General features: G+C 71.6%; 23 protein-coding genes. 17 read left to right on the forward strand and 6 right to left on the reverse strand.

Features of this window, described 5'->3' with window-relative positions:
* Nucleotides 1-64: 64 nt before the first annotated feature.
* The 11 genes from mshD to pstB all read left to right on the forward strand — a co-directional run bounded on the left by mshD (nt 65) and on the right by pstB (nt 11,490).
* Nucleotides 65-991, forward strand: coding sequence for a mycothiol synthase (gene mshD, locus ACWGSR_RS20755; RefSeq protein ID WP_376237158.1), 927 nt, complete (start codon nt 65-67; stop codon nt 989-991).
* Between the two features lie 97 nt (nt 992-1,088).
* Nucleotides 1,089-1,478, forward strand: a complete 390-nt coding sequence (locus ACWGSR_RS20760) for a GntR family transcriptional regulator (protein WP_376237162.1) — start codon at nt 1,089-1,091, stop codon at nt 1,476-1,478.
* Nucleotides 1,475-2,317: an ATP-binding cassette domain-containing protein gene (locus tag ACWGSR_RS20765; RefSeq protein WP_453568075.1), complete on the forward strand. Its 843-nt coding sequence runs from the start codon at nt 1,475-1,477 to the stop codon at nt 2,315-2,317. The genes ACWGSR_RS20760 and ACWGSR_RS20765 overlap by 4 nt, the downstream gene beginning before the upstream one ends.
* Nucleotides 2,314-3,294, forward strand: a complete 981-nt coding sequence (locus ACWGSR_RS20770) for an ABC transporter permease (protein ID WP_453568077.1) — start codon at nt 2,314-2,316, stop codon at nt 3,292-3,294. The genes ACWGSR_RS20765 and ACWGSR_RS20770 overlap by 4 nt, the downstream gene beginning before the upstream one ends.
* A 209-nt stretch (nt 3,295-3,503) precedes the next feature.
* Nucleotides 3,504-5,732 (forward strand): RNA degradosome polyphosphate kinase, encoded by a 2,229-nt coding sequence (locus ACWGSR_RS20775; protein ID WP_453568079.1) that lies wholly within the window; start codon nt 3,504-3,506, stop codon nt 5,730-5,732.
* Entirely contained in the window at nt 5,719-6,702 is a 984-nt protein-coding gene (locus ACWGSR_RS20780; RefSeq protein WP_453568081.1) for a CHAD domain-containing protein, read from the forward strand. Before ACWGSR_RS20775 ends, ACWGSR_RS20780 begins: the two co-directional genes overlap by 14 nt.
* The gene (locus ACWGSR_RS20785) at nt 6,699-7,112 is read left to right on the forward strand and encodes an NUDIX hydrolase (protein WP_453568083.1); all 414 of its coding nucleotides are present in this window, start codon (nt 6,699-6,701) and stop codon (nt 7,110-7,112) included. Before ACWGSR_RS20780 ends, ACWGSR_RS20785 begins: the two co-directional genes overlap by 4 nt.
* Nucleotides 7,113-7,391: 279 nt before the next feature.
* Nucleotides 7,392-8,534, forward strand: coding sequence for a phosphate ABC transporter substrate-binding protein PstS (pstS, locus tag ACWGSR_RS20790; protein WP_376237181.1), 1,143 nt, complete (start codon nt 7,392-7,394; stop codon nt 8,532-8,534).
* A gap of 110 nt (nt 8,535-8,644) precedes the next feature.
* Nucleotides 8,645-9,619 carry a phosphate ABC transporter permease subunit PstC gene (pstC, locus tag ACWGSR_RS20795; protein WP_376237184.1) on the forward strand — a complete coding sequence of 325 codons (975 nt, stop codon included), beginning with the start codon at nt 8,645-8,647 and terminating at the stop codon, nt 9,617-9,619.
* Nucleotides 9,616-10,689, forward strand: coding sequence for a phosphate ABC transporter permease PstA (gene pstA / locus ACWGSR_RS20800; protein ID WP_453568086.1), 1,074 nt, complete (start codon nt 9,616-9,618; stop codon nt 10,687-10,689). The genes pstC and pstA overlap by 4 nt, the downstream gene beginning before the upstream one ends.
* 24 nt (nt 10,690-10,713) lie before the next feature.
* Complete coding sequence (gene pstB, locus ACWGSR_RS20805) at nt 10,714-11,490, forward strand: phosphate ABC transporter ATP-binding protein PstB (RefSeq protein ID WP_376237190.1); 777 nt, start codon at nt 10,714-10,716, stop codon at nt 11,488-11,490.
* A gap of 196 nt (nt 11,491-11,686) precedes the next feature.
* Here pstB and ACWGSR_RS20810 read toward each other — a convergent pair whose 3' ends face one another.
* Nucleotides 11,687-12,685 carry an inorganic phosphate transporter gene (locus ACWGSR_RS20810; protein ID WP_376237193.1) on the reverse strand — a complete coding sequence of 333 codons (999 nt, stop codon included), beginning with the start codon at nt 12,683-12,685 and terminating at the stop codon, nt 11,687-11,689.
* Between the two features lie 6 nt (nt 12,686-12,691).
* Nucleotides 12,692-13,312, reverse strand: coding sequence for a DUF47 domain-containing protein (locus tag ACWGSR_RS20815; RefSeq protein ID WP_017242367.1), 621 nt, complete (start codon nt 13,310-13,312; stop codon nt 12,692-12,694).
* A gap of 192 nt (nt 13,313-13,504) precedes the next feature.
* Here ACWGSR_RS20815 and ACWGSR_RS20820 point away from each other — a divergent pair, with 192 nt between their 5' ends.
* Nucleotides 13,505-13,891, forward strand: coding sequence for a metal-sensitive transcriptional regulator (locus ACWGSR_RS20820; protein WP_376237197.1), 387 nt, complete (start codon nt 13,505-13,507; stop codon nt 13,889-13,891).
* Nucleotides 13,892-13,924: 33 nt separating this feature from the next.
* On the opposite strand, the gene ACWGSR_RS20825 is transcribed toward ACWGSR_RS20820, so the two are convergent.
* Entirely contained in the window at nt 13,925-14,110 is a 186-nt protein-coding gene (locus ACWGSR_RS20825) for a hypothetical protein (RefSeq protein ID WP_366375920.1), read from the reverse strand.
* A 167-nt stretch (nt 14,111-14,277) separates the two neighbouring features.
* Nucleotides 14,278-15,120: a hypothetical protein gene (locus tag ACWGSR_RS20830; RefSeq protein ID WP_453568089.1), complete on the reverse strand. Its 843-nt coding sequence runs from the start codon at nt 15,118-15,120 to the stop codon at nt 14,278-14,280.
* Nucleotides 15,121-15,240: 120 nt separating this feature from the next.
* On the opposite strand from ACWGSR_RS20830, the gene ACWGSR_RS20835 reads away from it, so the two are divergent.
* Nucleotides 15,241-15,408, forward strand: coding sequence for a hypothetical protein (locus ACWGSR_RS20835; RefSeq protein ID WP_376237204.1), 168 nt, complete (start codon nt 15,241-15,243; stop codon nt 15,406-15,408).
* An 18-nt stretch (nt 15,409-15,426) separates the two neighbouring features.
* Here the strand turns inward: ACWGSR_RS20835 and ACWGSR_RS20840 are convergent, their stop codons facing one another.
* Nucleotides 15,427-16,158: a phosphatase PAP2 family protein gene (locus ACWGSR_RS20840; protein WP_376237207.1), complete on the reverse strand. Its 732-nt coding sequence runs from the start codon at nt 16,156-16,158 to the stop codon at nt 15,427-15,429.
* Between the two features lie 206 nt (nt 16,159-16,364).
* The gene (locus tag ACWGSR_RS20845; protein ID WP_376237238.1) at nt 16,365-17,324 is read right to left on the reverse strand and encodes a C40 family peptidase; all 960 of its coding nucleotides are present in this window, start codon (nt 17,322-17,324) and stop codon (nt 16,365-16,367) included.
* A 460-nt stretch (nt 17,325-17,784) separates the two neighbouring features.
* Between ACWGSR_RS20845 and ACWGSR_RS20850 the strand changes: the two genes are divergently transcribed.
* The 4 genes from ACWGSR_RS20850 (at nt 17,785) to ACWGSR_RS20865 (ending at nt 21,924) form a co-directional block, all read left to right on the forward strand.
* Nucleotides 17,785-18,093 (forward strand): hypothetical protein, encoded by a 309-nt coding sequence (locus ACWGSR_RS20850; protein ID WP_351972632.1) that lies wholly within the window; start codon nt 17,785-17,787, stop codon nt 18,091-18,093.
* A gap of 102 nt (nt 18,094-18,195) precedes the next feature.
* Nucleotides 18,196-19,035 (forward strand): hypothetical protein, encoded by an 840-nt coding sequence (locus tag ACWGSR_RS20855; protein WP_453568092.1) that lies wholly within the window; start codon nt 18,196-18,198, stop codon nt 19,033-19,035.
* Entirely contained in the window at nt 19,025-20,374 is a 1,350-nt protein-coding gene (locus ACWGSR_RS20860; RefSeq protein WP_453568094.1) for a hypothetical protein, read from the forward strand. The genes ACWGSR_RS20855 and ACWGSR_RS20860 overlap by 11 nt, the downstream gene beginning before the upstream one ends.
* The gene (locus tag ACWGSR_RS20865) at nt 20,371-21,924 is read left to right on the forward strand and encodes an SCO6880 family protein (RefSeq protein ID WP_376237216.1); all 1,554 of its coding nucleotides are present in this window, start codon (nt 20,371-20,373) and stop codon (nt 21,922-21,924) included. The genes ACWGSR_RS20860 and ACWGSR_RS20865 overlap by 4 nt, the downstream gene beginning before the upstream one ends.
* Nucleotides 21,925-21,930: the final 6 nt, after the last annotated feature.

The following is a 21,930-nucleotide window of genomic DNA, read 5'->3' on the forward strand; positions in this document are numbered from 1 at the left end:
GGATTACAAGACGGTTGCCGCCCGCTTTCCGCCGGGCGGCGGCGGGCCGCCGTAGGCTCGTGCCATGACTTCCGACACGGCACCGGCCCTCGAACCCGGACGGCAGATCCACACGTACGACGAGCTCACGCCCGAGCAGGTCCGGGACGTAGGAGAGCTCCTGGAGGCCGCCGACCGGGCGGACGGGATGCACGCCGTGTCCGAGCAGGGGCGGCTCTACCTGCGCAACGGCCGGCGCGAGGGGGTGCGGCACTTCCTGCTGACCGTCGGCCCCCGGCTCTACGGCTACGCCCAGCTGGAGGAGACCGACCCGATCGAGGCCCCCGCCGCCGAGTTGGTCGTCCACCCCGACCGGCGCGGGCTCGGACACGGCCGGGCGCTCGGCACCGCCCTGCTCGGCGCCTCCGGCAAGCGGCTGCGCGTCTGGGCGCACGGCGGCAAGCCGGCCGCCCGGCACCTCGCCCAGGTCCTCGGACTGACCCTCTTCCGCGAACTGCGCCAGCTGCGGCGGTCCCTGGTGCCGCTCGACATCCCCGAGCCGGTGCTGCCCGAGGGCGTCACCGTCCGCACCTTCGTCCCCGGACGGGACGACACTGCCTGGCTCGCCGTCAACGCCGCCGCCTTCGCCCACCACCCCGAGCAGGGCTCCCTCACCCAGCGGGACCTGGACGACCGGGCCGCCGAGCCGTGGTTCGACCCGAAGGGCTTCTTCCTCGCGGAGAAGGACGGACGGCTCGTCGGCTTCCACTGGACGAAGACGCACGCCGAGGAGCAGCTCGGCGAGGTGTACGTGGTCGGCATCCTGCCCGAGGCCCAGGGCGGCGGCCTCGGCAAGGCGCTCACCGCGATCGGCCTGCGGCACCTGGCGGCGCAGGGGCTGCCGACGGCGATGCTGTACGTGGACGGGGACAACTCCACGGCGGTGCGGGTGTACGAGGGGCTCGGCTTCGCCACGCACGAGGTGGACCTGATGTACCGCACGGAGTCGTAGGCACCCAAGGCTCCGTGGACAGGGGGCGGTTGACACCGCCCCCTTCTTTGCACCACCCTTTCACTACTTGATTAGTGAAAGGGTGGTGGAAGGGAACGTGCTCGAATACCGCATCGACCGGCGCAGCGGCGTCGCCACCTACCTCCAGATCGTCCAGCAGACGAAACAGGCCCTCCGCATGGGCCTCCTGGAGCCCGGCGACCGGCTGCCCACCGCGCGCGAGGTCGTCGAGGCGACGGCCATCAACCCCAACACGGTCCTCAAGGCCTACCGCGAACTCGAACGCGAAGGCCTCGTCGAGGCCCGCCGCGGCCTCGGCACCTTCGTCCGCGCCACCCTCGGCACCGGCCCCGCCGACTCGCCGCTGCGCGGCGAACTCGCCGACTGGGCACGCCGGGCGCGGGACTCGGGACTCGAACGGGACGACGTGGCCGCGCTCTTCACATCCGTACTGAAAGAACACTTCGAGGGGGACGACGAACGATGACCGAGGACACCGCCCTGAGGGCGGAACTCCTGGGCAAGAAATACGGGGGACGCAGAGGCGACTGGGCCCTGCGGGAGTGCGGCTTCGTCCTCCCCCGGGGACGGGTCTGCGCCCTCGTCGGCCCCAACGGCGCCGGCAAGTCCACCCTCCTCGGCCTCGCCGCCGGGCTCCTGCGCCCCACCGAGGGCACCATCGAGGCCCCCGACCGCGAACTCCTCGCGTACGTCGACCAGGACAAGCCGCTCCATCCCCGGCTCAGCGTCGACGACACCCTGCGCATGGGCCGCGAACTCAACCCGGGGCGCTGGGACGACGCCGTCGCCCGCCGGGTCGTCGAGGGCGGCGGCTTCTCCTCCGACACCCTCGTGCACCACCTCTCCGGCGGCCAGCGCACCCGCGTCGCCCTCGCGCTCGCCCTCGGCAAGCGGCCCGAACTGCTCCTCCTGGACGAGCCGATGGCCGACCTCGACCCGCTCGCCCGCCACCAGCTCATGGGCCTGCTCATGGCCGACGCCGCCGAGAACGGCACCACCGTCGTCATGTCGTCCCACATCCTCACCGAGCTGGAGGGCGCCTGCGACCACCTCCTCCTGCTCCACGGCGGCCGGATCCGCCTCGACGGCCCCGTCGAGGAACTCCTCGCCGCCCACACCCTGCTCACCGGCCCCGTCGCCGACCTCGCCCCGCACACGGTGATCGAGTCCCGCACGACCGGCCGCCAGCTCACCGCCCTGATCCGCCGCGAGGGACCGGTCGAAGGCCCCTGGGAGACCTCGGACCCCTCCCTGGAGGACCTCCTCCTCGCCCACCTCCGCACCCCCGAAGGAGCCCCCGCATGAGCACGCTCGCCCTGAGGGGTTCCTACTGGGTGACGGTCCGCCAGTACCGGCGGACGCTGTGGCTCACGGGCGCGCTGGTGCTCCTGGCGCTGGCGGTGATCGGGGGGCTGCGGGTCTGGGACCTCCGGACGCCGGACGTGTACATGGAGAACGGCGAGAGCTTCTCGGCCGACGACAGGGCCTACGGCCTGCTCCGCTACGGCATCGAGCAGCTTTCCCTCGGCATGGCCCTGCTGCCGCTCCTCGCCGGCGCCTTCGTCGCCGGACCGCTGATCGCCCGCGAGTTCGAGTCGGGGACGTACAAGCTCTCGCTCACCCAGTCGGTGACCCCGGCGGCCTGGCTCCGCGCCAAGCTCCTCATCGCGACCGCCGTCGCGCTCGTGACGACCCTGGCCCTCGCGGGCGTCTTCCGGATCGGCTGGGGCCGGACCGCGAACACCTGGAACCTCGGCTGGTCCGACCGGGGCCCGTACGAGGCGGCCGGCGTCGTCCTCTTCGCCTACGTCCTCGCCGCCGTCGCCGTCGGCGCCCTCGTCGGACAGCTGATCCGGCGCACCCTCGTCGCCATGGCGGCCACGGGCCTGGTCATGGGCGCGGTCCTGCTCGTGCTCGGCGAGCTCCGCTGGTCCTTCCTCGCGGTGAAGACGGTCACCGGCCCGCACGGCGGCACGCTCTGGACCCCGAAGGACGGCTTCATGATGGAGACGGGGCTGCTCACCTCCTCCGGCGCCCGCTTCGACGGGACCGCCTGCTGGGAGGAGGCGGCCCGGACACCGGGCACGGACCACGTCAACGGCCTGTGGAACAAGGTGCAGGACCAGTGCCTCGCCCGGAACGGCGTCACCGGCCAGTACCTCGACTACCACCCCCACTCCCACTTCTGGCCCACCCAGCTCATCGAGACCGGCATCCTCCTCGCCCTCGCCGCCCTCGCCGGCTACGCCGCCTTCCGGGTCCTGCGCGCCCGGCACCCGTAACCCCCCGTACACGGAAAAGGGGCGCGGGGCCCGCACACGGCCCCGCCCCCGATTCCCGTACGACATGTCGTCGTTACCGGCCATTCAGAAGCGCTTGCGACGCTCACGCAATGAAGCGCTCCGTGTCCGGCCTCCCCAAAGGGAGACTTCCCTCCCCCGCGGCCCGCTCCGACGCGCCTGAGCAGCCCCTCGCGCGGAAGAATGGGGTCATGAGCCAGCAGCCCGCCGAGGTCCCGGTCCAGTCCTCCGCCACGCCGTCGTCCCCCGCCCCCCTCGGTTCCATAGCCGCGCACCGTCCGCAGGCGGCCACCGACATCGATTCCGGTCTGGACACCGATCCCGACGCCTACGAGGGCGACGGCGCGCTCGGCGACGAACTGCCGCAGGGGCGGTTCCTCGACCGGGAGCGCAGCTGGCTCGCGTTCAACGAACGCGTCCTCGAACTCGCCGAGGACCCCACGACCCCCCTCCTCGAACGGGCGAACTTCCTCGCGATCTTCGCCTCGAACCTCGACGAGTTCTTCATGGTCCGGGTCGCCGGCCTCAAGCGCCGCATCGCCACCGGCGTCGCCACCCGCTCCGCCTCCGGCCTCCAGCCCCGCGAGGTCCTCGACCTGATCTGGACCCGCTCGCGCGAGCTCATGGCCCGGCACGCCGCCTGCTACCAGCAGGACGTGGCCCCGGCCCTGGCCGACGAGGGCATCCACCTGATCCGCTGGCCCGAGCTCACGGAGAAGGAGCAGGCCCGGCTCTTCACCCTCTTCCGCCAGCAGATCTTCCCCGTCCTCACCCCCCTCGCCGTCGACCCGGCCCACCCCTTCCCGTACATCTCGGGACTCTCGCTCAACCTCGCCGTGGTCGTGCGCAACCCGGTCAGCGGCCACCGCCACTTCGCGCGCGTGAAGGTGCCCCCGCTGCTCTCCCGCTTCCTGGAGGCCTCCCCGCAGCGGTACGTCCCCCTGGAGGACGTCATCGCCGCGCACCTGGAGGAGCTCTTCCCCGGCATGGAGGTGCTCGCCCACCACATGTTCCGGGTCACCAGGAACGAGGACCTGGAGGTCGAGGAGGACGACGCCGAGAACCTGCTCCAGGCCCTGGAGAAGGAGCTCATGCGGCGCCGCTTCGGCCCGCCGGTCCGCCTGGAGGTCGAGGAGTCCATCGACCCGTACGTCCTCGACCTGCTCGTGCGCGAGCTGAAGGTCTCCGACGCCGAGGTCTACCCGCTGCCCGGCCCGCTCGACCTCACCGGCCTCTTCGGGATCGCCGGGCAGGACCGGCCCGAGCTGAAGTACCCGACGTTCGTCGCCGGCACCCACCGGGACCTCGCCGAGGTCGAGTCCGCGTCCGCGCCGGACGTCTTCGCCGCGCTGCGCGAACGGGACGTGCTCCTGCACCACCCGTACGACTCGTTCTCCACCTCCGTCCAGGCCTTCCTGGAGCAGGCGGCGGCCGACCCGGACGTCCTCGCGATCAAGCAGACGCTGTACCGGACCTCCGGCGACTCCCCGATCGTGGACGCCCTCATCGACGCCGCCGAGTCCGGCAAGCAGGTCCTCGTCCTCGTCGAGATCAAGGCCCGCTTCGACGAGCAGGCCAACATCAAGTGGGCGCGCAAGCTGGAGGAGGCCGGCTGCCACGTCGTCTACGGCCTCGTCGGCCTCAAGACCCACTGCAAGCTGTCCCTGGTGGTGCGCCAGGAGGGCGAGCTGCTCCGCCGGTACTCGCACGTCGGCACCGGCAACTACCACCCCAAGACGGCCCGGCTCTACGAGGACCTCGGCCTGCTCACCGCCGACCCGCAGGTCGGCGCGGACCTCTCCGACCTGTTCAACCGGCTCTCCGGCTACTCGCGGCGCGAGACCTACCGGCGCCTGCTGACCGCCCCGAAGTCGCTGCGGGACGGCCTGGTCTCCCGGATCACCAAGGAGATCGCCCACCACCGCGCCGGGCGGCCCGCGTACGTGCGGATCAAGGTCAACTCGATGGTCGACGAGGCCGTCATCGACGCCTGCTACCAGGCCTCGCGGGCCGGCGTCCCCGTCGACATCTGGGTCCGCGGCATCTGCGCCGTACGGCCCGGCGTCACCGGCCTCTCGGAGAACATCCGGGTCCGCTCGATCCTCGGCCGCTTCCTGGAGCACTCCCGGGTCTTCGCCTTCTGCAACGGCGGCGAACCCGAGGTGTGGTTCGGCAGCGCCGACATGATGCACCGCAACCTGGACCGCCGGATCGAGGCCCTCGTACGGGTCTCCGACCCGGCGCACCGGGCGGCCCTCATCCGGTTCCTGGAGACCGGGATGTCCGACACCACCTCCTCCTGGCACCTCGGCCCGGACGGGAACTGGACGCGGCACGCGACCGATCCCGAGGGACGGCCCCTGCGGCACGTCCAGGAGATGCTCATCGACGCGCGGAGGCGCAGGCGTGCACAATCCTGACCAGTCGCAGGACGTCACGGCGGGCGAGGCCCTGTCCCCGTACCTCCACGCGCGGGCCGCGGACTTCCTCCGCGGCCTGCGCCTGCACGGCGAGAGCGGCTCCGACACCGCCGGGGCGGAGGAGGCAGCCCGTACGCTGCGGGCCGCCGCCCGGCGGATCGGCGCCACCCTCCACACCTTCCGGCCGCTGCTCGACGGCCCCTGGGCCGACGAACTGCGCACCGAGCTGGCCTGGCTCTCGGGCACCCTGGCCGTGGAGCAGGCCTGCACCTCGCGCCTGGTCCGCCTGGTGGACGCGCTGTCCCGCCTGTCGAACGGCGGCGGGCCCGTCCCCGCCGCCCGCGGCAGCGAATCGGCCGGGCTCTCGGTCGGCGCGGCCCGGGCCGGCGCCCTCCTGGAGCGCCAGCTGACCCTGGCCCGTACGCGCGCCCACTCGGCGGCCCTCCAGGCGCTCGGCTCCGCCCGCTTCCACGCGGTCGCGGACGCCGTCGCCCTCCTCGCCTCGGAGGTCCCGCTCGGGCCCGCCTCCGCCGCGCCCGCCGCCGAGGTCCTGGACGCCTCCGCCTCCGTGGCCGAAAGACGCCTCCTGGACGCGGTCGCCGCCCTCCCGCTGACCCGGGCGGCCCACCCGTACAACGCCGAGGCCCTCGCCCTCGCCGCCGGCGAGACCCAGGACGCGCCCTGGCACCAGACCCGGCTGCTGCTGCGGCTGCACCGGTACGCCACCGAGGCCCGGCACGCCGGGAACGAGCCGGACCCCGTCCTGTACGAGGCCACCCGCGCCCTGGACCGGCACCGCGACGCCGCCGAGGCCGCGTCGGCCGCCGCCACCGCCGCCCGCACCCCCCGGATCGCCCCGGCGACGGCCTACGCCCTCGGCGTCCTCCACGCCGACCAGCGCCACGAGGTCGAGGCGGCCCGCTTCGCCTTCCAGCGCGCCTGGCGCAGAACGACGGCCCCGGTCCCATGACCCCCCGCGACGCCCCGATCCTGGCGGCGGGCTGCGTCCTGTGGCGCCCGTCGCCCTCGGGGCGGGGGATCGAGGTCGCGCTGGTCCACCGGCCCAAGTACGACGACTGGTCGCACCCCAAGGGGAAGCTGAAGCGCGGCGAGACGGCGGAGGAGTGCGCGCTGCGCGAGGTCCTGGAGGAGACGGGACGCCACTGCGAGCTGGGCGCCCGGCTGCCCACGGTCCACTACACGGTGGCGGGCCGCCCCAAGGAGGTCTCCTACTGGTCGGCCCGCGCCCTCGACGGCGCCTTCACCCCGACCCGCGAGGTCGACGCCCTCCTCTGGCTCCCCCCGGACCGCGCCCGCCCCCGCCTGACCCAGCCGAGGGACCGCGACCTCCTGGACGCGACGGTGACGACCCGCCGCTGAGGCGACCCCCGGCCGAAGGCCGGAAAAGACCCGCGCCCCACCCCGCACGACGACCCCCACCCCCGGCCACCCCGCCCCGAGGGCTCGCACCGGGGCTTCCGGCACGGTTCACTTCCCGTTCACCCTCCCCCGTCGGCGGCTTCACCTGTTCTGCCTAATTTCGGCCTTACGAGGTGCTCGGAGCACAGTGAAGGCACCCGCCAAACCGACACACGCCGTCGTAGAACGTTCAGGACACTCGGTCCGCGACAAGACGGCTTCTGGAAGGAACACCCGAAAGTGAAGCTTTCGCGCAAGAACGGGCTTCGCGCCTCCGCGATCGGTGCCCTCGTCGTCTCCGGCGCCCTGGTCCTCTCGGCGTGTGGCTCGGACAACAACACGGCGACCCCGGACAAGAAGGACGGCGGCAGCACCTCGGCCGCCGCTTCGAACATCGCCTGTGAGGGCGCCAAGGGTCAGCTTCTCGCCGCCGGCTCCAGCGCGCAGAAGAACGCGATGGACCTGTGGGTCAAGAACTTCCAGGCCGCCTGCTCCGGCGTCGAGATCAACTACCAGGCCATCGGTTCCGGTGGCGGCATCACCAAGTTCAACCAGGGCCAGGTCGCCTTCGCCGGCTCCGACTCCGCGCTGAAGGAGGAGGAGGTCGCCGAGTCGCAGAAGATCTGCAAGGGCGGCAAGGGCGTCAACCTGCCCATGGTCGGCGGCCCCATCGCCATCGGCTACAAGCTGGAGGGCGTGGACAATCTGGTCCTGGACGCCTCCACCATCGCCAAGATCTTCGACAACAAGATCACCAAGTGGAACGACGAGGCGATCGCCAAGCTGAACCCGGGCGCCAAGCTCCCCGACTCCACCATCCAGGCCTTCCACCGCTCCGACGAGTCGGGCACCACCCAGAACCTGGGCAAGTACCTCTCGACCGCCGCCGCGGCCGACTGGAAGCACGACCCGAAGTCGAAGTCGTGGCCCGCCCAGGGCGGCCAGGCCGCCAACGGCTCCTCCGGCGTCGCCACCGCCGTCAAGGACGCCGAGGGCTCCATCGGCTACTTCGAGCTCTCGTACGCCACCGCGAACAAGATCTCCACGGTCAGCATCAACACCGGCGCCGCCGCCCCGGTCGCCGCCTCCTCGGAGAACGCCTCCAAGGCCATCGCCGCCGCCAAGGTCAAGGGCACCGGCAACGACCTGGCCCTCTCCCTCGACTACGCCACCAAGGCCGAGGGCGCCTACCCGATCGTCCTCGTCACGTACGAGATCGCCTGCGACAAGGGCAACAAGGCGGAGACCCTGCCGACCCTGAAGGCCTTCCTCAACTACACCGTGAGCGAGGAGGGCCAGAAGGTCCTCGCCGACGCCGGCTACGCCCCGCTCCCGGCCGAGATCGCCGCCAAGGTCCGCACGATCGTCCCCACCCTGTCCTGACCCCCGGCCGGGCCGGCCCCTGACCTCCCGTGCAGGGGCCGGCCCGGCATCCGGTGCACCGCCGCCAGGAGCCCGTACACCCGTACCGGCCCCGCAGACCGGAGAAGCAGATGGCCACCACCACACCCGAGCTCAAGAGGAGCCGGAGCGCCAAGAGCGCCTCCCGCCCCGGGGACCGCGTCTTCAGCGGACTCTCCCGAGGCTCCGGCATCACCCTCCTCGTCATCATGGCCGCGATCGCGGTCTTCCTCAGCTACCGCACCGTCATCGCCCTCTCGAAGGACAGCGCCAACTTCTTCACCACCTTCGAGTGGAACCCGGCCGGCGACCCGCCGGTCTTCGGCATCGCCGTCCTCGCCTTCGGCACCGTCGTCTCGTCGGTCGTCGCGATGGTCATAGCCGTGCCGGTCGCGATCGGCATCGCGCTCTTCATCTCGCACTACGCCCCGCGCAGGCTCGCCAAGCCGCTCGCGTACGTCGTCGACCTGCTCGCCGCCGTGCCCAGCATCATCTACGGCCTCTGGGGCGCGATCTTCCTCGTCCCCTACCTGGCCGGCCTGAACGAGTGGCTCGACCAGTACCTCGGCTGGACGTACATCTTCGACAAGTCCCAGGACGGCGTCGCCCGCAACCTCTTCACCGTGGGCATCCTCCTGGCGATCATGATCCTCCCGATCATCACCAACGTGACCCGCGAGGTCTTCCTCCAGGTCCCGAAGATGCACGAGGAGGCCGCCCTCGCCCTCGGCGCCACGCGCTGGGAGGTCATCCGCATGTCGGTGCTGCCCTTCGGCCGCTCCGGCATCATCTCCGCCTCCATGCTGGGCCTCGGCCGCGCGCTCGGCGAGACCATGGCCGTCGCCGTGGTCCTCTCCCCCAGCTTCCTCATCTCGGGCCACCTGCTCGACCCGGGCGGCGGCACCTTCGCCCAGAACATCGCCGCCAAGTTCAACGAGGCCAACGAGTTCGGCCGGGACGCCCTCATAGCGTCCGGTCTCGTCCTCTTCGCCATCACCCTGCTCGTCAACGGCGCGGCCCGCTGGATCATCGGCCGCCGCAAGGAGTACTCGGGGGCAGCGGCATGAGCCACGCCATTCAGGACCGTCCGCTCTCGGTCGCCCCGCGCCGCGGGTCCCTCTCCCACGCCCGCCTCCCCCGCTGGACCCCGGCGGCCGTCGCCGCCGGCTCGATCCTCGCGGGCGTCGGCATCGGCCTCGTCACCGGCTGGCACAGCAAGGTCCAGTGGGGCCTGATCTCGGCCCTGCTCTTCGTCCTCGTCACGTACGCCCTGACCAGCAAGGTCGAAGGCAGCCGCCAGGCCAAGGACCGCGTCGCCACCAGCCTCGTCTGGGTCTGCTTCGTGCTCGCCGTCGTCCCGCTGCTCTCCCTCGCCTGGGTCACGATCAGCAAGGGCGTGGCCGTCCTCGACGGCTACTTCCTGACCCACTCGATGAACGGCGTCCTCGACGCCGAGGCCGGCGGCGGCGTCTACCACGCGCTGCTCGGCACCATCGAGCAGGTCGGCATCGCGACCCTGATCGCCGCGCCGATCGGCCTGCTGACCGCGGTCTACCTCGTCGAGTACGGCGGCGGGAAGCTCGCCCAGGCCGTCACCTTCTTCGTCGACGTCATGACGGGCATCCCGTCCATCGTCGCCGGCCTCTTCATCCTCGCCACCTGGAACCAGATCCTGGGCTTCGGCCCCTCCGGTTTCGCCGGCGCGATGGCCCTCGCCATCCTGATGATGCCGGTCGTGGTCCGCTCCACCGAGGAGATGCTCAAGCTCGTCCCGAACGAGCTGCGCGAGGCCTCCCTCGCCCTCGGCATCCCCAAGTGGCGCACGATCCTGAAGGTGGTCCTGCCCACCGCGATCGGCGGCATCACCACGGGCGTCATGCTCGCGGTCGCCCGCATCACCGGCGAGACGGCCCCCGTCCTGCTCCTCGTGTTCGGTACGAGGCTCATCAACCCGAACCCCTTCGAAGGCGCCCAGTCCTCCCTGCCGCTGTACGTGTACGAGCAGTACGCGGTCGGCACCGACCCCGCCGTGGCCCGTGCCTGGGCCGCCGCGCTCGTCCTGATCGCCTTCGTCATGATCCTCAACCTGGTGGCCCGCGGCATCGCCCGCTGGAAGGCCCCGAAGACCGGCCGCTGACCGCGGCAATTGGAAGTGATCCCCATGGCCAAGCGAATCGACGTCAGCGGCCTCTCCGCCTACTACGGCGCCCACAAGGCGATCGACGACATCTCGATGACCGTCGAGCCCCGCTCCGTGACGGCCTTCATCGGCCCCTCCGGCTGCGGCAAGTCCACCTTCCTGCGCACCCTGAACCGCATGCACGAGGTCACCCCCGGCGGCCGCGTCGAGGGCAAGGTGATGCTGGACGACGAGAACCTGTACGGCGCGAACGTCGACCCGGTCGCGGTGCGCCGCACGGTCGGCATGGTCTTCCAGCGCCCGAACCCCTTCCCCACCATGTCGATCTTCGACAACGTGGCGGCGGGCCTGCGCCTCAACGGCAGCTACAAGAAGTCGCAGCTCAGCGACATCGTCGAGAAGTCCCTCAAGGGCGCCAACCTCTGGAACGAGGTCAAGGACCGCCTCAACAAGCCGGGCTCCGGCCTCTCCGGCGGCCAGCAGCAGCGCCTGTGCATCGCCCGCGCCATCGCGGTCGAGCCCGACGTCCTGCTGATGGACGAGCCCTGCTCGGCCCTCGACCCGATCTCCACCCTCGCCATCGAGGACCTGATCGGCGAGCTGAAGGAGCGCTTCACGATCGTCATCGTGACGCACAACATGCAGCAGGCCGCCCGCGTCTCCGACCGCACCGCCTTCTTCAACCTGGCGGCCGTCGGCCAGCCCGGCAAGCTCATCGAGCTGGACGACACGGAGCGCATCTTCTCCAACCCGAGCGTCCAGGCGACCGAGGACTACATCTCCGGCCGCTTCGGATAAAGGCCGTCCTGCGGTGCTGCATGGCGGTGCCACCGCACGACGAAGGGCCCGGCTCCCCCACGAGGGGAACCGGGCCCGTTTCCGTACGGGAAGCGTCGGACTAGCCGAAGCAGAGCCTCACCACGCCGCATCCCCCCGGGGGCGACCCCCGGACCCCCGGCAGTGCCGGGGCACAGCGCCTGTCAGCCGTCAGCCGTCAGCCGAAGCAGAGTCTCACCACGTAATAGCTCAGCGCAGCGACCAGCGCCGCCGCCGGCATCGTGATGAACCAGCCCAGGATGATGTTCTTGGCGACACCCCAGCGGACCGCGTTGACGCGCTTCGTCGCGCCCACGCCCATGATCGCGGAGGTGATGACGTGCGTGGTCGAGATCGGCGCGTGGAACAGGAACGCCGAGCCGAACATGATCGACGCGCCCGTGGTCTCCGCCGCGAAGCCCTGCGGCGGGTCCAGCTCGATGATCTTGCGGCCGAGGGTCCGCATGATGCGCCAGCCGCCCGCGTACGTGCCGAGCGACAGCATCACCGCACAGGCGATCTTCACCCACACCGGGATGTCGTCGCCGGCCTCCTGCACGTCGGCGATGACCAGGGCCATCACCACGATGCCCATCGTCTTCTGGGCGTCCTGGAGGCCGTGGCCGAGGGCCATGCCGGCCGCCGACACCGTCTGCGCGATGCGGAAGCCGCGCTTCGCCTTGTGCGGGTTGGCCTTGCGGAAGATCCACATGATCGCGCACATCACCAGGTAACCGGCCACGAGGCCGACCACCGGCGAGACGAACATCGGGATGACGATCTTGTCGAGCACCCCGCCCCAGATCACCTCGGTGCCGCCGGCCAGCGCCGCGCCCACCATGCCGCCGAACAGGGCGTGCGAGGAGGAGGACGGCAGACCGAAGTACCAGGTGACCAGGTTCCAGATGATCGCGCCCACGAGCGCGGCGAAGAGGATGCCCATCCCCTTGTCGCCGGTGGGGGTCTCGATGAGCCCCTCACTGACGGTCTTGGCGACCCCCTGGCCCATGAAGGCGCCCGCGAGGTTCATCACCGCCGCCATCGCCAGGGCCGCCCGGGGCGTCAGCGCCCGGGTCGACACCGAGGTGGCGATGGCGTTGGCGGAGTCGTGGAATCCGTTCGTATACGTGAAGCCGAGCGCGACACCGATGGTCACGATCAGGGCGAAGGTGTCCACGAAGCCTCAGGACTCCTTGACCGCGATGGTCTCCACCGTGTTGGCCACGTGCTCGAACGCGTCGGCCGCCTCTTCGAGGACGTCCACGACCTGCTTGAGCTTCAGCACCTCGATGGCGTCGTACTTGCCGTTGAAGAGCTGGGCGAGCAGCTTGCGGTGGATCTGGTCGGCCTGGTTCTCCAGACGGTTGACCTCGATCCAGTACTCGGTGAGGTTGGACATCGTCCGCAGGTTCGGCATCGCCTCGGCGGTCAGCTCCGCCGCCCGGGCCAGGACCTCGATCTGCTGCTCGACACCCTTGGGCAGCTCCTCGATGTTGTAGAGGACGACCAGGTCGACGGCCTCCTCCATGAAGTCCATGATGTCGTCGAGGGACGAGGCCAGGGAGTAGATGTCCTCGCGGTCGAACGGCGTGATGAAGGAGGAGTTGAGCTGGTGGAAGATCGCGTGGGTGGCGTCGTCACCGGCGTGTTCCGCTGCCCGCATCCGCTCCGCGATCTCGGCCCGGGCGGAAGGCTCCGCCCCGAGCAGTTCCATCAGGAGCTTCGAGCCCGTGACGATGTTGTCCGCGGACGCGGCGAACATGTCGTAGAAGCTCGTCTCCCTGGGGGTCAGACGAAATCGCACGTGGGGTCCTCGGGGTGCTGGGTTGGGTCAGGCTGATGCTAGGCGCATCATCCGGCCACGGCTAACCGGCGTCCTCTCAGTGTCGCCCATCAGGCACAGTGATCTGCACGGGCCCCCGCCCGGTTCGGCGGGGATCGGTACCATATACCCACGAGGGGTATACACCCCCTTTCTGGACAACGGGAGGACGCGATGACGACCACCGAGGCGGACCAGGTCACCCCCGAGCCCGTCGAGGCCGTCGGGCCCGTCGAGACCGCCGCGGCGGCCGGCCACGAGCACGGTCACGAGCAGGGCGTGCACGGCTACCACAAGCAGAAGGACGAGCACCTCAAGCGCCTCCGGCGGATCGAGGGCCAGATCAGGGGCCTCCAGCGGATGGTCGACGAGGACGTCTACTGCATCGACATACTCACGCAGGTCTCCGCCTCCACGAAGGCGCTCCAGTCCTTCGCGCTCCAGCTCCTGGAGGAGCACCTGCGGCACTGCGTCGCGGCCGCGGCGGCCAAGGGCGGCGACGACATCGACGCCAAGGTCGAGGAGGCCACGAAGGCGATCGCCCGCATGCTGCGCACCTGAGGTGCGGGGGTCCGGCCGGAAATCGCCGTTCGCTCAGCAGCCGCGCGCGGTCCGTTCCGCCGCCACCCTGAGCACCTCGTCTATCCGGTCGGCGCTGAGCCGCTCCCCGTCGGCGGCGGAGGCGGCGATGATGAGCTCGCCGCACAGCTCTATCTCGGCGAGGGCGACGCACTCCTGGTCTGCGGGCACGGTCGCGGTACCGGGCGGGGCCACGCGCATCCACCTCTTCCTGCCGGCGTCGGTCTCCCAGCGGTCTCCCAGCGTAGGGACGGTGCCACGCACCGCGCATGACACGTCTGGACCATTTGCCGATGGCCCGCGCCACCGTCGCCCGAGGTGGGGGCGGGGCCCTCCCCTCGCACGAGGTCCCGGCCCTCCCCCTGCCCTCAGGTCTCGACCTTCCCGTCGTAGAGGTCCCGGCTGTCCGGCAGCACGACCCGGACGGGGACCCCGAAGCCGTACAGGAGCGTGGTCGACGCGACGGCGACCGTGCGGCCCTGGTTGCTGAAGCTGAACCGGTGGCGGACCTTCCGCAGCCGCCCCTCCCCGTCCAGGTACGCGTCGAACGGCACCGCGTCGTCGGAGAACCCTTCCGCCGCCGCGGCGAGCGCCCCGCGCAGCTGCGGCGACGCGGCCCGGGCCGCGTGCGCGATGTCGGCGACCCCCCGGTAGTGGCCGACCTTCACCCCCGCGAGGTCCACCTCGCCGACGTACGCGACCTCCCGGACGCCCCGCAGCAGTTCGGCCGCGGCGGCCGGGTCGGTGGCGCCGCCCGTGACGAGGTTCCCGTCGTCGAGGGCCGTGGTGTCGACGCGGACCCACTTGTCGGCGGGCACCCCGGCCCCGCGGTTCTTCATGTAGAGCGCGCCGGGGGTGAGGAGTTCGGTGATCGGCCGGTGGCCGCTCGTGCCGGCCGGGTCCTTGGGCAGCACCACCTGGAGGTGGCCGGTCCGGCGCCGGAAGTCGTAGCCGCCCTCGCCCCGGATGGTGACCCGGGTGCCGCCCGAGGCCATCTCCATGGCGGTGCTGGCCTTGGCGGTGCCGGCCCGCGCCAGCGCGTCGGCGGCGCCCCGCACGGCGAGCGCGGGATCGACGGCGGGCTTGGGGTCCGGGGGCGCGGCGCACCCGGAGACGGCGGCGGACCCGACGAGGGAGCCGACCAGCACGACGGTGGCGGCGAACGCCCCGCTCCCCCGGCCCTGCGGACGCCCGTACTCCTGCACCACCATCGCCTGCCAACCCCCGTACCTCGCCGCTGTCCGTCCGGGACCGCCTCGCCCCCGGCCCGGGGGCGTCCGTTCCGGATAACGACGGTCAGGGCGAGCCGTCACGCGCAGTACGGTGGTCGCGTGCACGCGGAGGCTTCCCCCCACACCACCACGACGACGGAACGCGGCTCGTTCGCGCTGGCGCGCTGCAGCTGCGGCTGGTCGGGCCCGGCCCGCAGATCGAGGGACCGGGCGCGTACGGACGCGGCGGACCACGCCCGTACGGCGACGGGCCCGGGCACCCCCTAGGGGTCTTCTCACCCGCCGTCAGGCGGCCAGGTCCTTGCGGTCCTTGCGGCCGGTCCCGGCGGACGATCCGCCGACGCGGGACTCGGGGATGTCGACCGTCTCCGGGAACCGCGCGGGCTCGGCCCGGCGGGAGCGGACGAGGCGGGCGGCGCGGCCCGAGCGGGCGACGGCGGAGACGACCGGGGTCAGCAGGGCGAGCGCGAGCGGGGCGAGGAGCAGCGCCACCGCCGTACCGAGGGCGAGGCCGCCGATGACGTCGGTCGGGTAGTGGACGCCCATGTAGACCCGGGCGAAGCCCTCGGCGAGGGCGAGGCCGATCGCGGCGAGACCGAAGCCCCGGTGGGCGACGAAGAGACCGACGGCGAGGGCCATCGCGAGGGTGGCGTGGTCGCTGACGAAGGAGAAGTCGGTCTTCCCCCCGACGAGGACCTCCAGGCCCCGGTGGTCCACGAAGGGGCGGGGGCGCTCGACGAAGCCCCGGATGGGGATGTTGACCAGGAGGGCGGTCCCGGCGGCCAGCGGGGCCCAGACGAGACCGGCGACGGCCGAGACGGAGTCGGCGAGGGTGCCGCGCCGGCGGACGCTCCACCAGCACCCGAGCACGGTGAGGACGATCGCGAGGACGATCCCGTACTCGCCGACGTACGCCATGACGCGGTCGAACCACGGCGGAGCGGCCTTGGCCAGTCCGTTGATGTCGTAGAGCAGGCTGACATCGGGGCTCGAACCGTCCGATGCGAGTACAGCCATCTGCTGCGGCCCCTTGCTCTCGTTGTCTGCGGTTTCCAACCCCCGTGGTCAGAGCGGTCGGATCAGGGAACGAACCGCCTGAGGCGTGCGTTCCGCTCTCTCCGGTGGATCATGCCGACGTTATCGAAGAGTGACGGCCCGCCGCAGCTCAGGGCCTGTGCATGACGGAGAGTTCCGGCCATGTCCCGTACGCCCCGAACGCCTCCCTACGTCTGCGGCGGGTGCGTGGGCAGGGCGGCGGCGCCCTCCGGGGTGACCCGGGTGGCACCGAAGTAGTCCGGGGTGTCGATCCGGTCGAAGCGGATCACCGCCCCGGTCCGCGGCGCGTTGATCATGTAGCCGCCGCCGACGTAGACGCCGACGTGCCGGATGGCCCGCGAATCGGTCAGGTCGTCCGAGAAGAAGACCAGGTCCCCGGGGAGCAGCTCCTCGCGCGAGGGGTGCGGCCCGGCGTTGTACTGGTCGTTGGCGACGCGCGGCAGCCGGATCCCGACGCTGTCGTACGCGGCCTGGGTGAGCCCGGAGCAGTCGAACCGGCCGTTCTGCGCGGCCGTGCCCGTACCGCCCCAGAGATAGAGGGTGCCGAGCTTCTGCTGCGCGTAGTGGATCGCCCCCGCGGCCTGCCGGGACGGGTCGACGCGGCCGAGGGGCCGGGCGAAGCTCCTCTCCAGGGACTTGATGATGCGGACGTAGTTCCGGGTCTCGCTGAAGGGCGGCACGCCGCCGTGCCGGATCACCCGGTACGCGCCCGCGTTGTACGCGGCCAGCATGTTGGTCGTCGGGTCCCCGGGCACGTTCCTCACGTACTCGGCGAGCTCGCAGTCGTACGAGGCGGCCGACGGGATCGCGTCCTTCGGGTCCCAGATGTCCCGGTCCCCGTCGCCGTCGCCGTCGATGCCGTGGCCGGCCCAGGTGCCGGGGATGAACTGGGCGATGCCCCGGGCGTCGGCCGGGGAGACGGCCCGCGGGTTCCAGCCGCTCTCCTGGTAGAGCTGCGCGGCGAGCAGCGCCGGGTTGATGGCGGGGCAGAGGTTCCCCCACCGCTGCACGAGCCCCTGGTAGAGGGCCGGGACGGCGCCCTTGGCGAGCCCCACGGTGCCGTTCTTCCCGCTGCCCGCGCCGGCGGCGAGGCCCGAGGCCGCGGAGTACGTGCCGACGACGAGCATGGCCACGAAGGCGAGACAGACCCCGAAGGCCCCGCCGGCCACCAGCCACGCCCTGCCCGCCCTACGGCCCGCCCTACGCACCGTCAACCACCCCTCGGCCCATGGCAGTACGCCCCGACGGGTCAGTCTAGGCGGCGACGGCCTCTCTGGGGACGGTGCGCGACGACCTCGTCACGCGCGCCGCGCGTGCGCCCGCCCGTCAGACGCCCCAAGAGTGGAACAACGACGATCATTGCCCGGAGTCACCCTCCGTGATACACAGAGTGACCATACGCTTCTTCACACGGAAACCGGTCACACCACCGCAGGTCAAGACGGTCAGACCGGTCAAGTGTGCGGGGATCGGGTAAAGAGAGCCGCCAAGCAGTCACACGCGAGCGGTTTCATCAGCGAAGATAGGGCGATGACCCGTGCCGTCCGGGAGGGGCGGCCAACAACCCATACAGGGGCGGTGAGTTACATGTACCTGGCGGCCAACAAGGGCGACATCACCACCATTATCGGTGGAATCGCCCCGAACTGGGGGCCCTTCGGGAGCCTGGGCAACGAAGCCAAGGTGATGATCGAGGTCGTGATGGCCGTGGCCATCCTGCTCTGCCTGGGCATCGCCATCTGGGGCGCGGCCAAGCAGCGCATCGGCGCGACCGCCCTCCGCGACACGTTCAGCGCGGAACAGGGCAAGGGCCTGATCGTGGCCGGCCTGACCGGCGTCTTCATCATCGGCTCGCTGGGGACGCTCTTCACCATCGTGTACGGGATGGCCGTCTGACGTCCCGTCGGACCCGTCCCCCGAGATTGCCCACCTGAACCTGATGCCCAGTCCTGTTGAAGCACGGCCGTACCCGCGAACGAGTGAGGGGGCGTACCCGGCATGAGTCCCGGCGACGAGCACGACAGCTTCGGCGGCGTGGGCGGCTCGGGCCAGACCCGGACCCGCCTGCCCGAGGGCAACAGCGGCGACGTGTACGGCGCCGGCCGCCGCCCCGTCCGCAGCTCCCGCTCCCTCGTCACGGTCGTGGGCGTGGTGGTCCTCCTCGTCGGCGCCATCGCGCTCGCCAACCGCGGCGGGGGCGACCCGGCGGACCCGTCGGCCCCCCGCGCGGGCACCCCGGGCAAGACGGCCCCCACGGCGGCGACGGGCGTCCCCCCGGTCACGGGCAGGAACGGCCCGATCCCCACGGGCTACGCCCGCGACGAACAGGGGGCCCAGAGCGCGGCGACGAACTACGCGGTGGCGCTGGGGTCGGCGGCGATGTTCACCACCGCCGGACGCGACGAGATCGTCACCACGGTCTACACGCCCGACGCCGCGGCCGCCCGCAGGGACGACCTCGACAAGGCCTACGGCTCCCAGGAGCTCCTGACCCGCATCGGCCTCCGGCCCGACGGCACGGCCCCGCCGGGCATGACGTTCATCTCCCGGGTCGTCCCCGTGGGGTCCAAGACGGAGAGCTACGGACCGGACCGGGCGACGGTCTCGGTCTGGTACTCGACCCTGTTCGGCCTCGCGGGCGAGGCCTCCGAGAACCCCGTCTCCGAGGCCTGGTACACCGACACGTTCGAACTGCGGTGGGCCGACGGCGACTGGAAGGTCACCAAGACCACCCAGAAGGACGGACCCGTGCCCGTCGCCCGCGACCAGCGGGCTTCCGGCGCCCAGGACATGGCGGACGCCGTCGGTCAGTTCGGAGGCTTCACTTATGCCCGGTAAGCCCCTCGTCCGCAGCGCCGGGATCGTCACCGCGTTCGGCGCGGTCCAGACGGCCGCCGTCCTCTTCGCCGGCCGGGCCTTCGCGGATCCCACGCCGCCGTCGACGCCCACGGCCACGCCGACGCCCACGCCTTCCCCCAGTGCCGGCGGCAGGGGGTGCGACCTCCTCACGGGACAGGCCAGGGAGCACTGCGAGAGGGGGCAGACCGGCGGCGGAGGCGGGCAGGACCCGCTCACCGACCCCACCACGGCCCTCGACCCCCTCACCTCCCTCTCCCGAGGCTTCGCCGACGCCGCCACCGCCACCCTCGACTACCTCTCCAAGGCCGTCAAAGAGACCGCCGACGTGGACTTCACCAACATGGAGTTCCTCGGCCGCTACGCCGTCGTCTTCGCCGCCTCCACCGTCCTCACCCTCCTCCTCTGGCTCCTCGCCGTCGCCAAGCGCGCCATCCGCGGCGTCCCCCTCACCACCGCGCTCTCCGAAGCCATCGGCTTCCTCTGGCTGACGGTCCTCGCCTCCGCCTTCACCCCCCTGATCCTCTACACCGTCGTCAACGCCACCGACGCCGTCACCGAGGTCATCGCCTCCGGCACCGGACAGCAGACCGACGTCTTCTTCGGCAGCTTCAAGGAGGCCCTCCAGAAGGGCGACAGCATCGGCGGCGGCCCCATCATGCTGATCATCGTGTCCCTGGTGACCGTGATCGCCGCCGGCGTCCTCTACCTGGAGCTCTTCCTCCGCGCCGTCATGCTGTACGTCGGCGCCCTCCTCGGCGTCGTCGTCTACTCCGGCCTCGTCGACAAGAACATGTGGGGCCACGTCCGCCGCTGGGCCGGCATCATGATCGCGATCATCATGGTCAAGCCGGTCATCGTCATCGTCCTCGGCCTCGCCGGCGCCCTCTCCTCCGGCACCGGCCCGGACTCCTTCTCCGCCGTCGTCTCCGGCCTCGCGATCATCCTGCTCGCCATCTTCGCCTCCGCGATGATCTACCGCTTCGTCCCCGGCTTCGGCGACGAGATCGCCGCCTCCCGCAACAACCGCCTCCACCGCGCGGGAGAGAACACCGCCGCCGCCGTCATCTCCTCCCCCGCCTCCCTCGTCTCCCAGGGCATCAAGACCCACAGCTCCCGCGGCGACGGCGGAGGCGGCGACGGCGGCCGGTCCGCGGCCCCCCGCCCCGCCAACCAGCTCTCCGGCGGCATGGCCGCCCACAGCAGCCGCGGCGGCGCCGGCGGCGGAGGCGCGACACCGCCCCCGGCCCCCCGCAGCAGCAGCCCCACCGCCGGAACCCCGCACAGCAACCGCAAGAACTCTGGAGGTGCAGGGCGTTGACGACCCAGTCCCAGCCGGTCGCGCCCCGCCGCACGTATCTCGTCGGCCGCGCCCGGCCGAACGCGATCGTCGGCAAGAACCGCGAGACCGGCGAGATCGCCCTGATCATCGTCGGCGCCTTCCTCGGCATGATGAGCGGACTCCTCGTCCCCCTCCTCCCCCTGCGGATCGCCCTCCTCGCGGGCCTGCCCATGCTCGCGATCGCCGCCGTGTACCTCCCGTACAAGGGCCGCACCTTCTACAAGTGGTTCGAGATCAACCGCAGCTACAAGCGCATGCTCAAGCGCGGCACCGCCTACCGCTCCTCCGTCGTCGAGGCCGGCACCCGCCTCGACGGGCGCGAGGTCGAGGTCGGACCGCCCCCCGGCATCGGCCGCGTCGGCTGGCTCGCCGCCCCCTTCGGCCCCGACGAGATCGCCGTCCTCCTCCACGCCGACCGCCGCACCGTCACCGCCGCCATCGAGATCGAGGGCCCCGGCGTCGGCCTGCGCGACAGCGAGGACCAGGAGGCCCTCGTCGACCGCTTCGGCACCCTCCTCAAGCACGTCGCCAACGGCGACGGCTTCGTCACCCGCCTCCAGATGCTGGCCCGCACCCTCCCCGCCGACCCCGACGCCCACGCCAAGGACGTCGGCCAGCGCGGCGACCCGCACGCGCCCCCGTGGCTCCAGGAGTCCTACGACCAGCTCCAGTCCATGGTCTCCACCTCCAGCGAGCAGCACCGCGCCTACCTCGTCGCCTGCATGCACTACACCCGCGAACTCGCCGCCGAGGCCAACGCCATGGCCCGCGCCGCCCGCCACGCCTCCGGCGCCCGCCGCCTCGACCGCGACGCCGGCCTCGCCGTCGTCATGGCCCGCGAGCTCACCGACATCTGCGCCCGCCTCGCCGAGGCCGACATCCGCGTCCGCCAGCCCCTCGGCCAGTCCCGGCTCGCCTCCCTCGTGCACTCCATGTACGACCCGGACCACCCCATCGACCACATCCAGGCCATGACGAAACGAAACGCCTGGCCGGCCGAGCTGGACGCGATGGAACCGACGTACCTCCAGGCCAAGACCCGCGAGTCCTCCACCCGCGCCCCCTGGTGCCACGCCACCGCCTGGGTCAAGGAGTGGCCGATGACCCCCGTCGGCGTCAACTTCCTCGCCCCGCTCCTCGTCCACACCCCCGACGTCATCCGCACGGTCGCCGTCACCATGGACCTGGAGCCCACCGAGGTCGCCATCGAGCGCATGCTCACCGAGAAGACCAACGACGAGGCCGACGCCAGCCGCGCCGCCAAGATGAACCGCACGGTCGACCCGCGCGACATCGCCGCCCACGGCCGGCTCGACCAGCGGGGTGAAGATCTCGCCAGCGGCGCTGCCGGAGTGAACCTCGTCGGGTACATCACGGTGTCGTCGCGTTCCCCCGAGGCCCTCGCCCGGGACAAGCGCACGATCAGGGCCTCCGCCGGCAAGTCGTACCTGAAGCTGGAGTGGTGCGACCGCGAGCACCACCGGGCCTTTGTGAACACCTTGCCGTTCGCGACCGGCATCCGCCGCTAGGGCCGA

The sequence above is a fragment of the Streptomyces sp. NPDC055632 genome, assembly GCF_053618675.1.

Coding starts and splice junctions, on each gene's coding strand:
- pstB (WP_376237190.1), top strand. CDS start 10,714: ATGGCCAAGCGAATCGACGTCAGCGGCCTCTCCGCCTACTACGGCGCC.
- pstC (WP_376237184.1), top strand. CDS start 8,645: ATGGCCACCACCACACCCGAGCTCAAGAGGAGCCGGAGCGCCAAGAGC.
- ACWGSR_RS20775 (WP_453568079.1), top strand. CDS start 3,504: ATGAGCCAGCAGCCCGCCGAGGTCCCGGTCCAGTCCTCCGCCACGCCG.
- ACWGSR_RS20785 (WP_453568083.1), top strand. CDS start 6,699: ATGACCCCCCGCGACGCCCCGATCCTGGCGGCGGGCTGCGTCCTGTGG.
- mshD (WP_376237158.1), top strand. CDS start 65: ATGACTTCCGACACGGCACCGGCCCTCGAACCCGGACGGCAGATCCAC.
- ACWGSR_RS20770 (WP_453568077.1), top strand. CDS start 2,314: ATGAGCACGCTCGCCCTGAGGGGTTCCTACTGGGTGACGGTCCGCCAG.
- ACWGSR_RS20830 (WP_453568089.1), bottom strand. CDS start 15,120: ATGGTGGTGCAGGAGTACGGGCGTCCGCAGGGCCGGGGGAGCGGGGCG.
- ACWGSR_RS20765 (WP_453568075.1), top strand. CDS start 1,475: ATGACCGAGGACACCGCCCTGAGGGCGGAACTCCTGGGCAAGAAATAC.
- ACWGSR_RS20840 (WP_376237207.1), bottom strand. CDS start 16,158: ATGGCTGTACTCGCATCGGACGGTTCGAGCCCCGATGTCAGCCTGCTC.
- ACWGSR_RS20820 (WP_376237197.1), top strand. CDS start 13,505: ATGACGACCACCGAGGCGGACCAGGTCACCCCCGAGCCCGTCGAGGCC.
- pstA (WP_453568086.1), top strand. CDS start 9,616: ATGAGCCACGCCATTCAGGACCGTCCGCTCTCGGTCGCCCCGCGCCGC.
- ACWGSR_RS20855 (WP_453568092.1), top strand. CDS start 18,196: ATGAGTCCCGGCGACGAGCACGACAGCTTCGGCGGCGTGGGCGGCTCG.
- ACWGSR_RS20845 (WP_376237238.1), bottom strand. CDS start 17,324: ATGCTCGTCGTCGGCACGTACTCCGCGGCCTCGGGCCTCGCCGCCGGC.
- ACWGSR_RS20850 (WP_351972632.1), top strand. CDS start 17,785: ATGTACCTGGCGGCCAACAAGGGCGACATCACCACCATTATCGGTGGA.
- ACWGSR_RS20825 (WP_366375920.1), bottom strand. CDS start 14,110: ATGCGCGTGGCCCCGCCCGGTACCGCGACCGTGCCCGCAGACCAGGAG.
- ACWGSR_RS20860 (WP_453568094.1), top strand. CDS start 19,025: ATGCCCGGTAAGCCCCTCGTCCGCAGCGCCGGGATCGTCACCGCGTTC.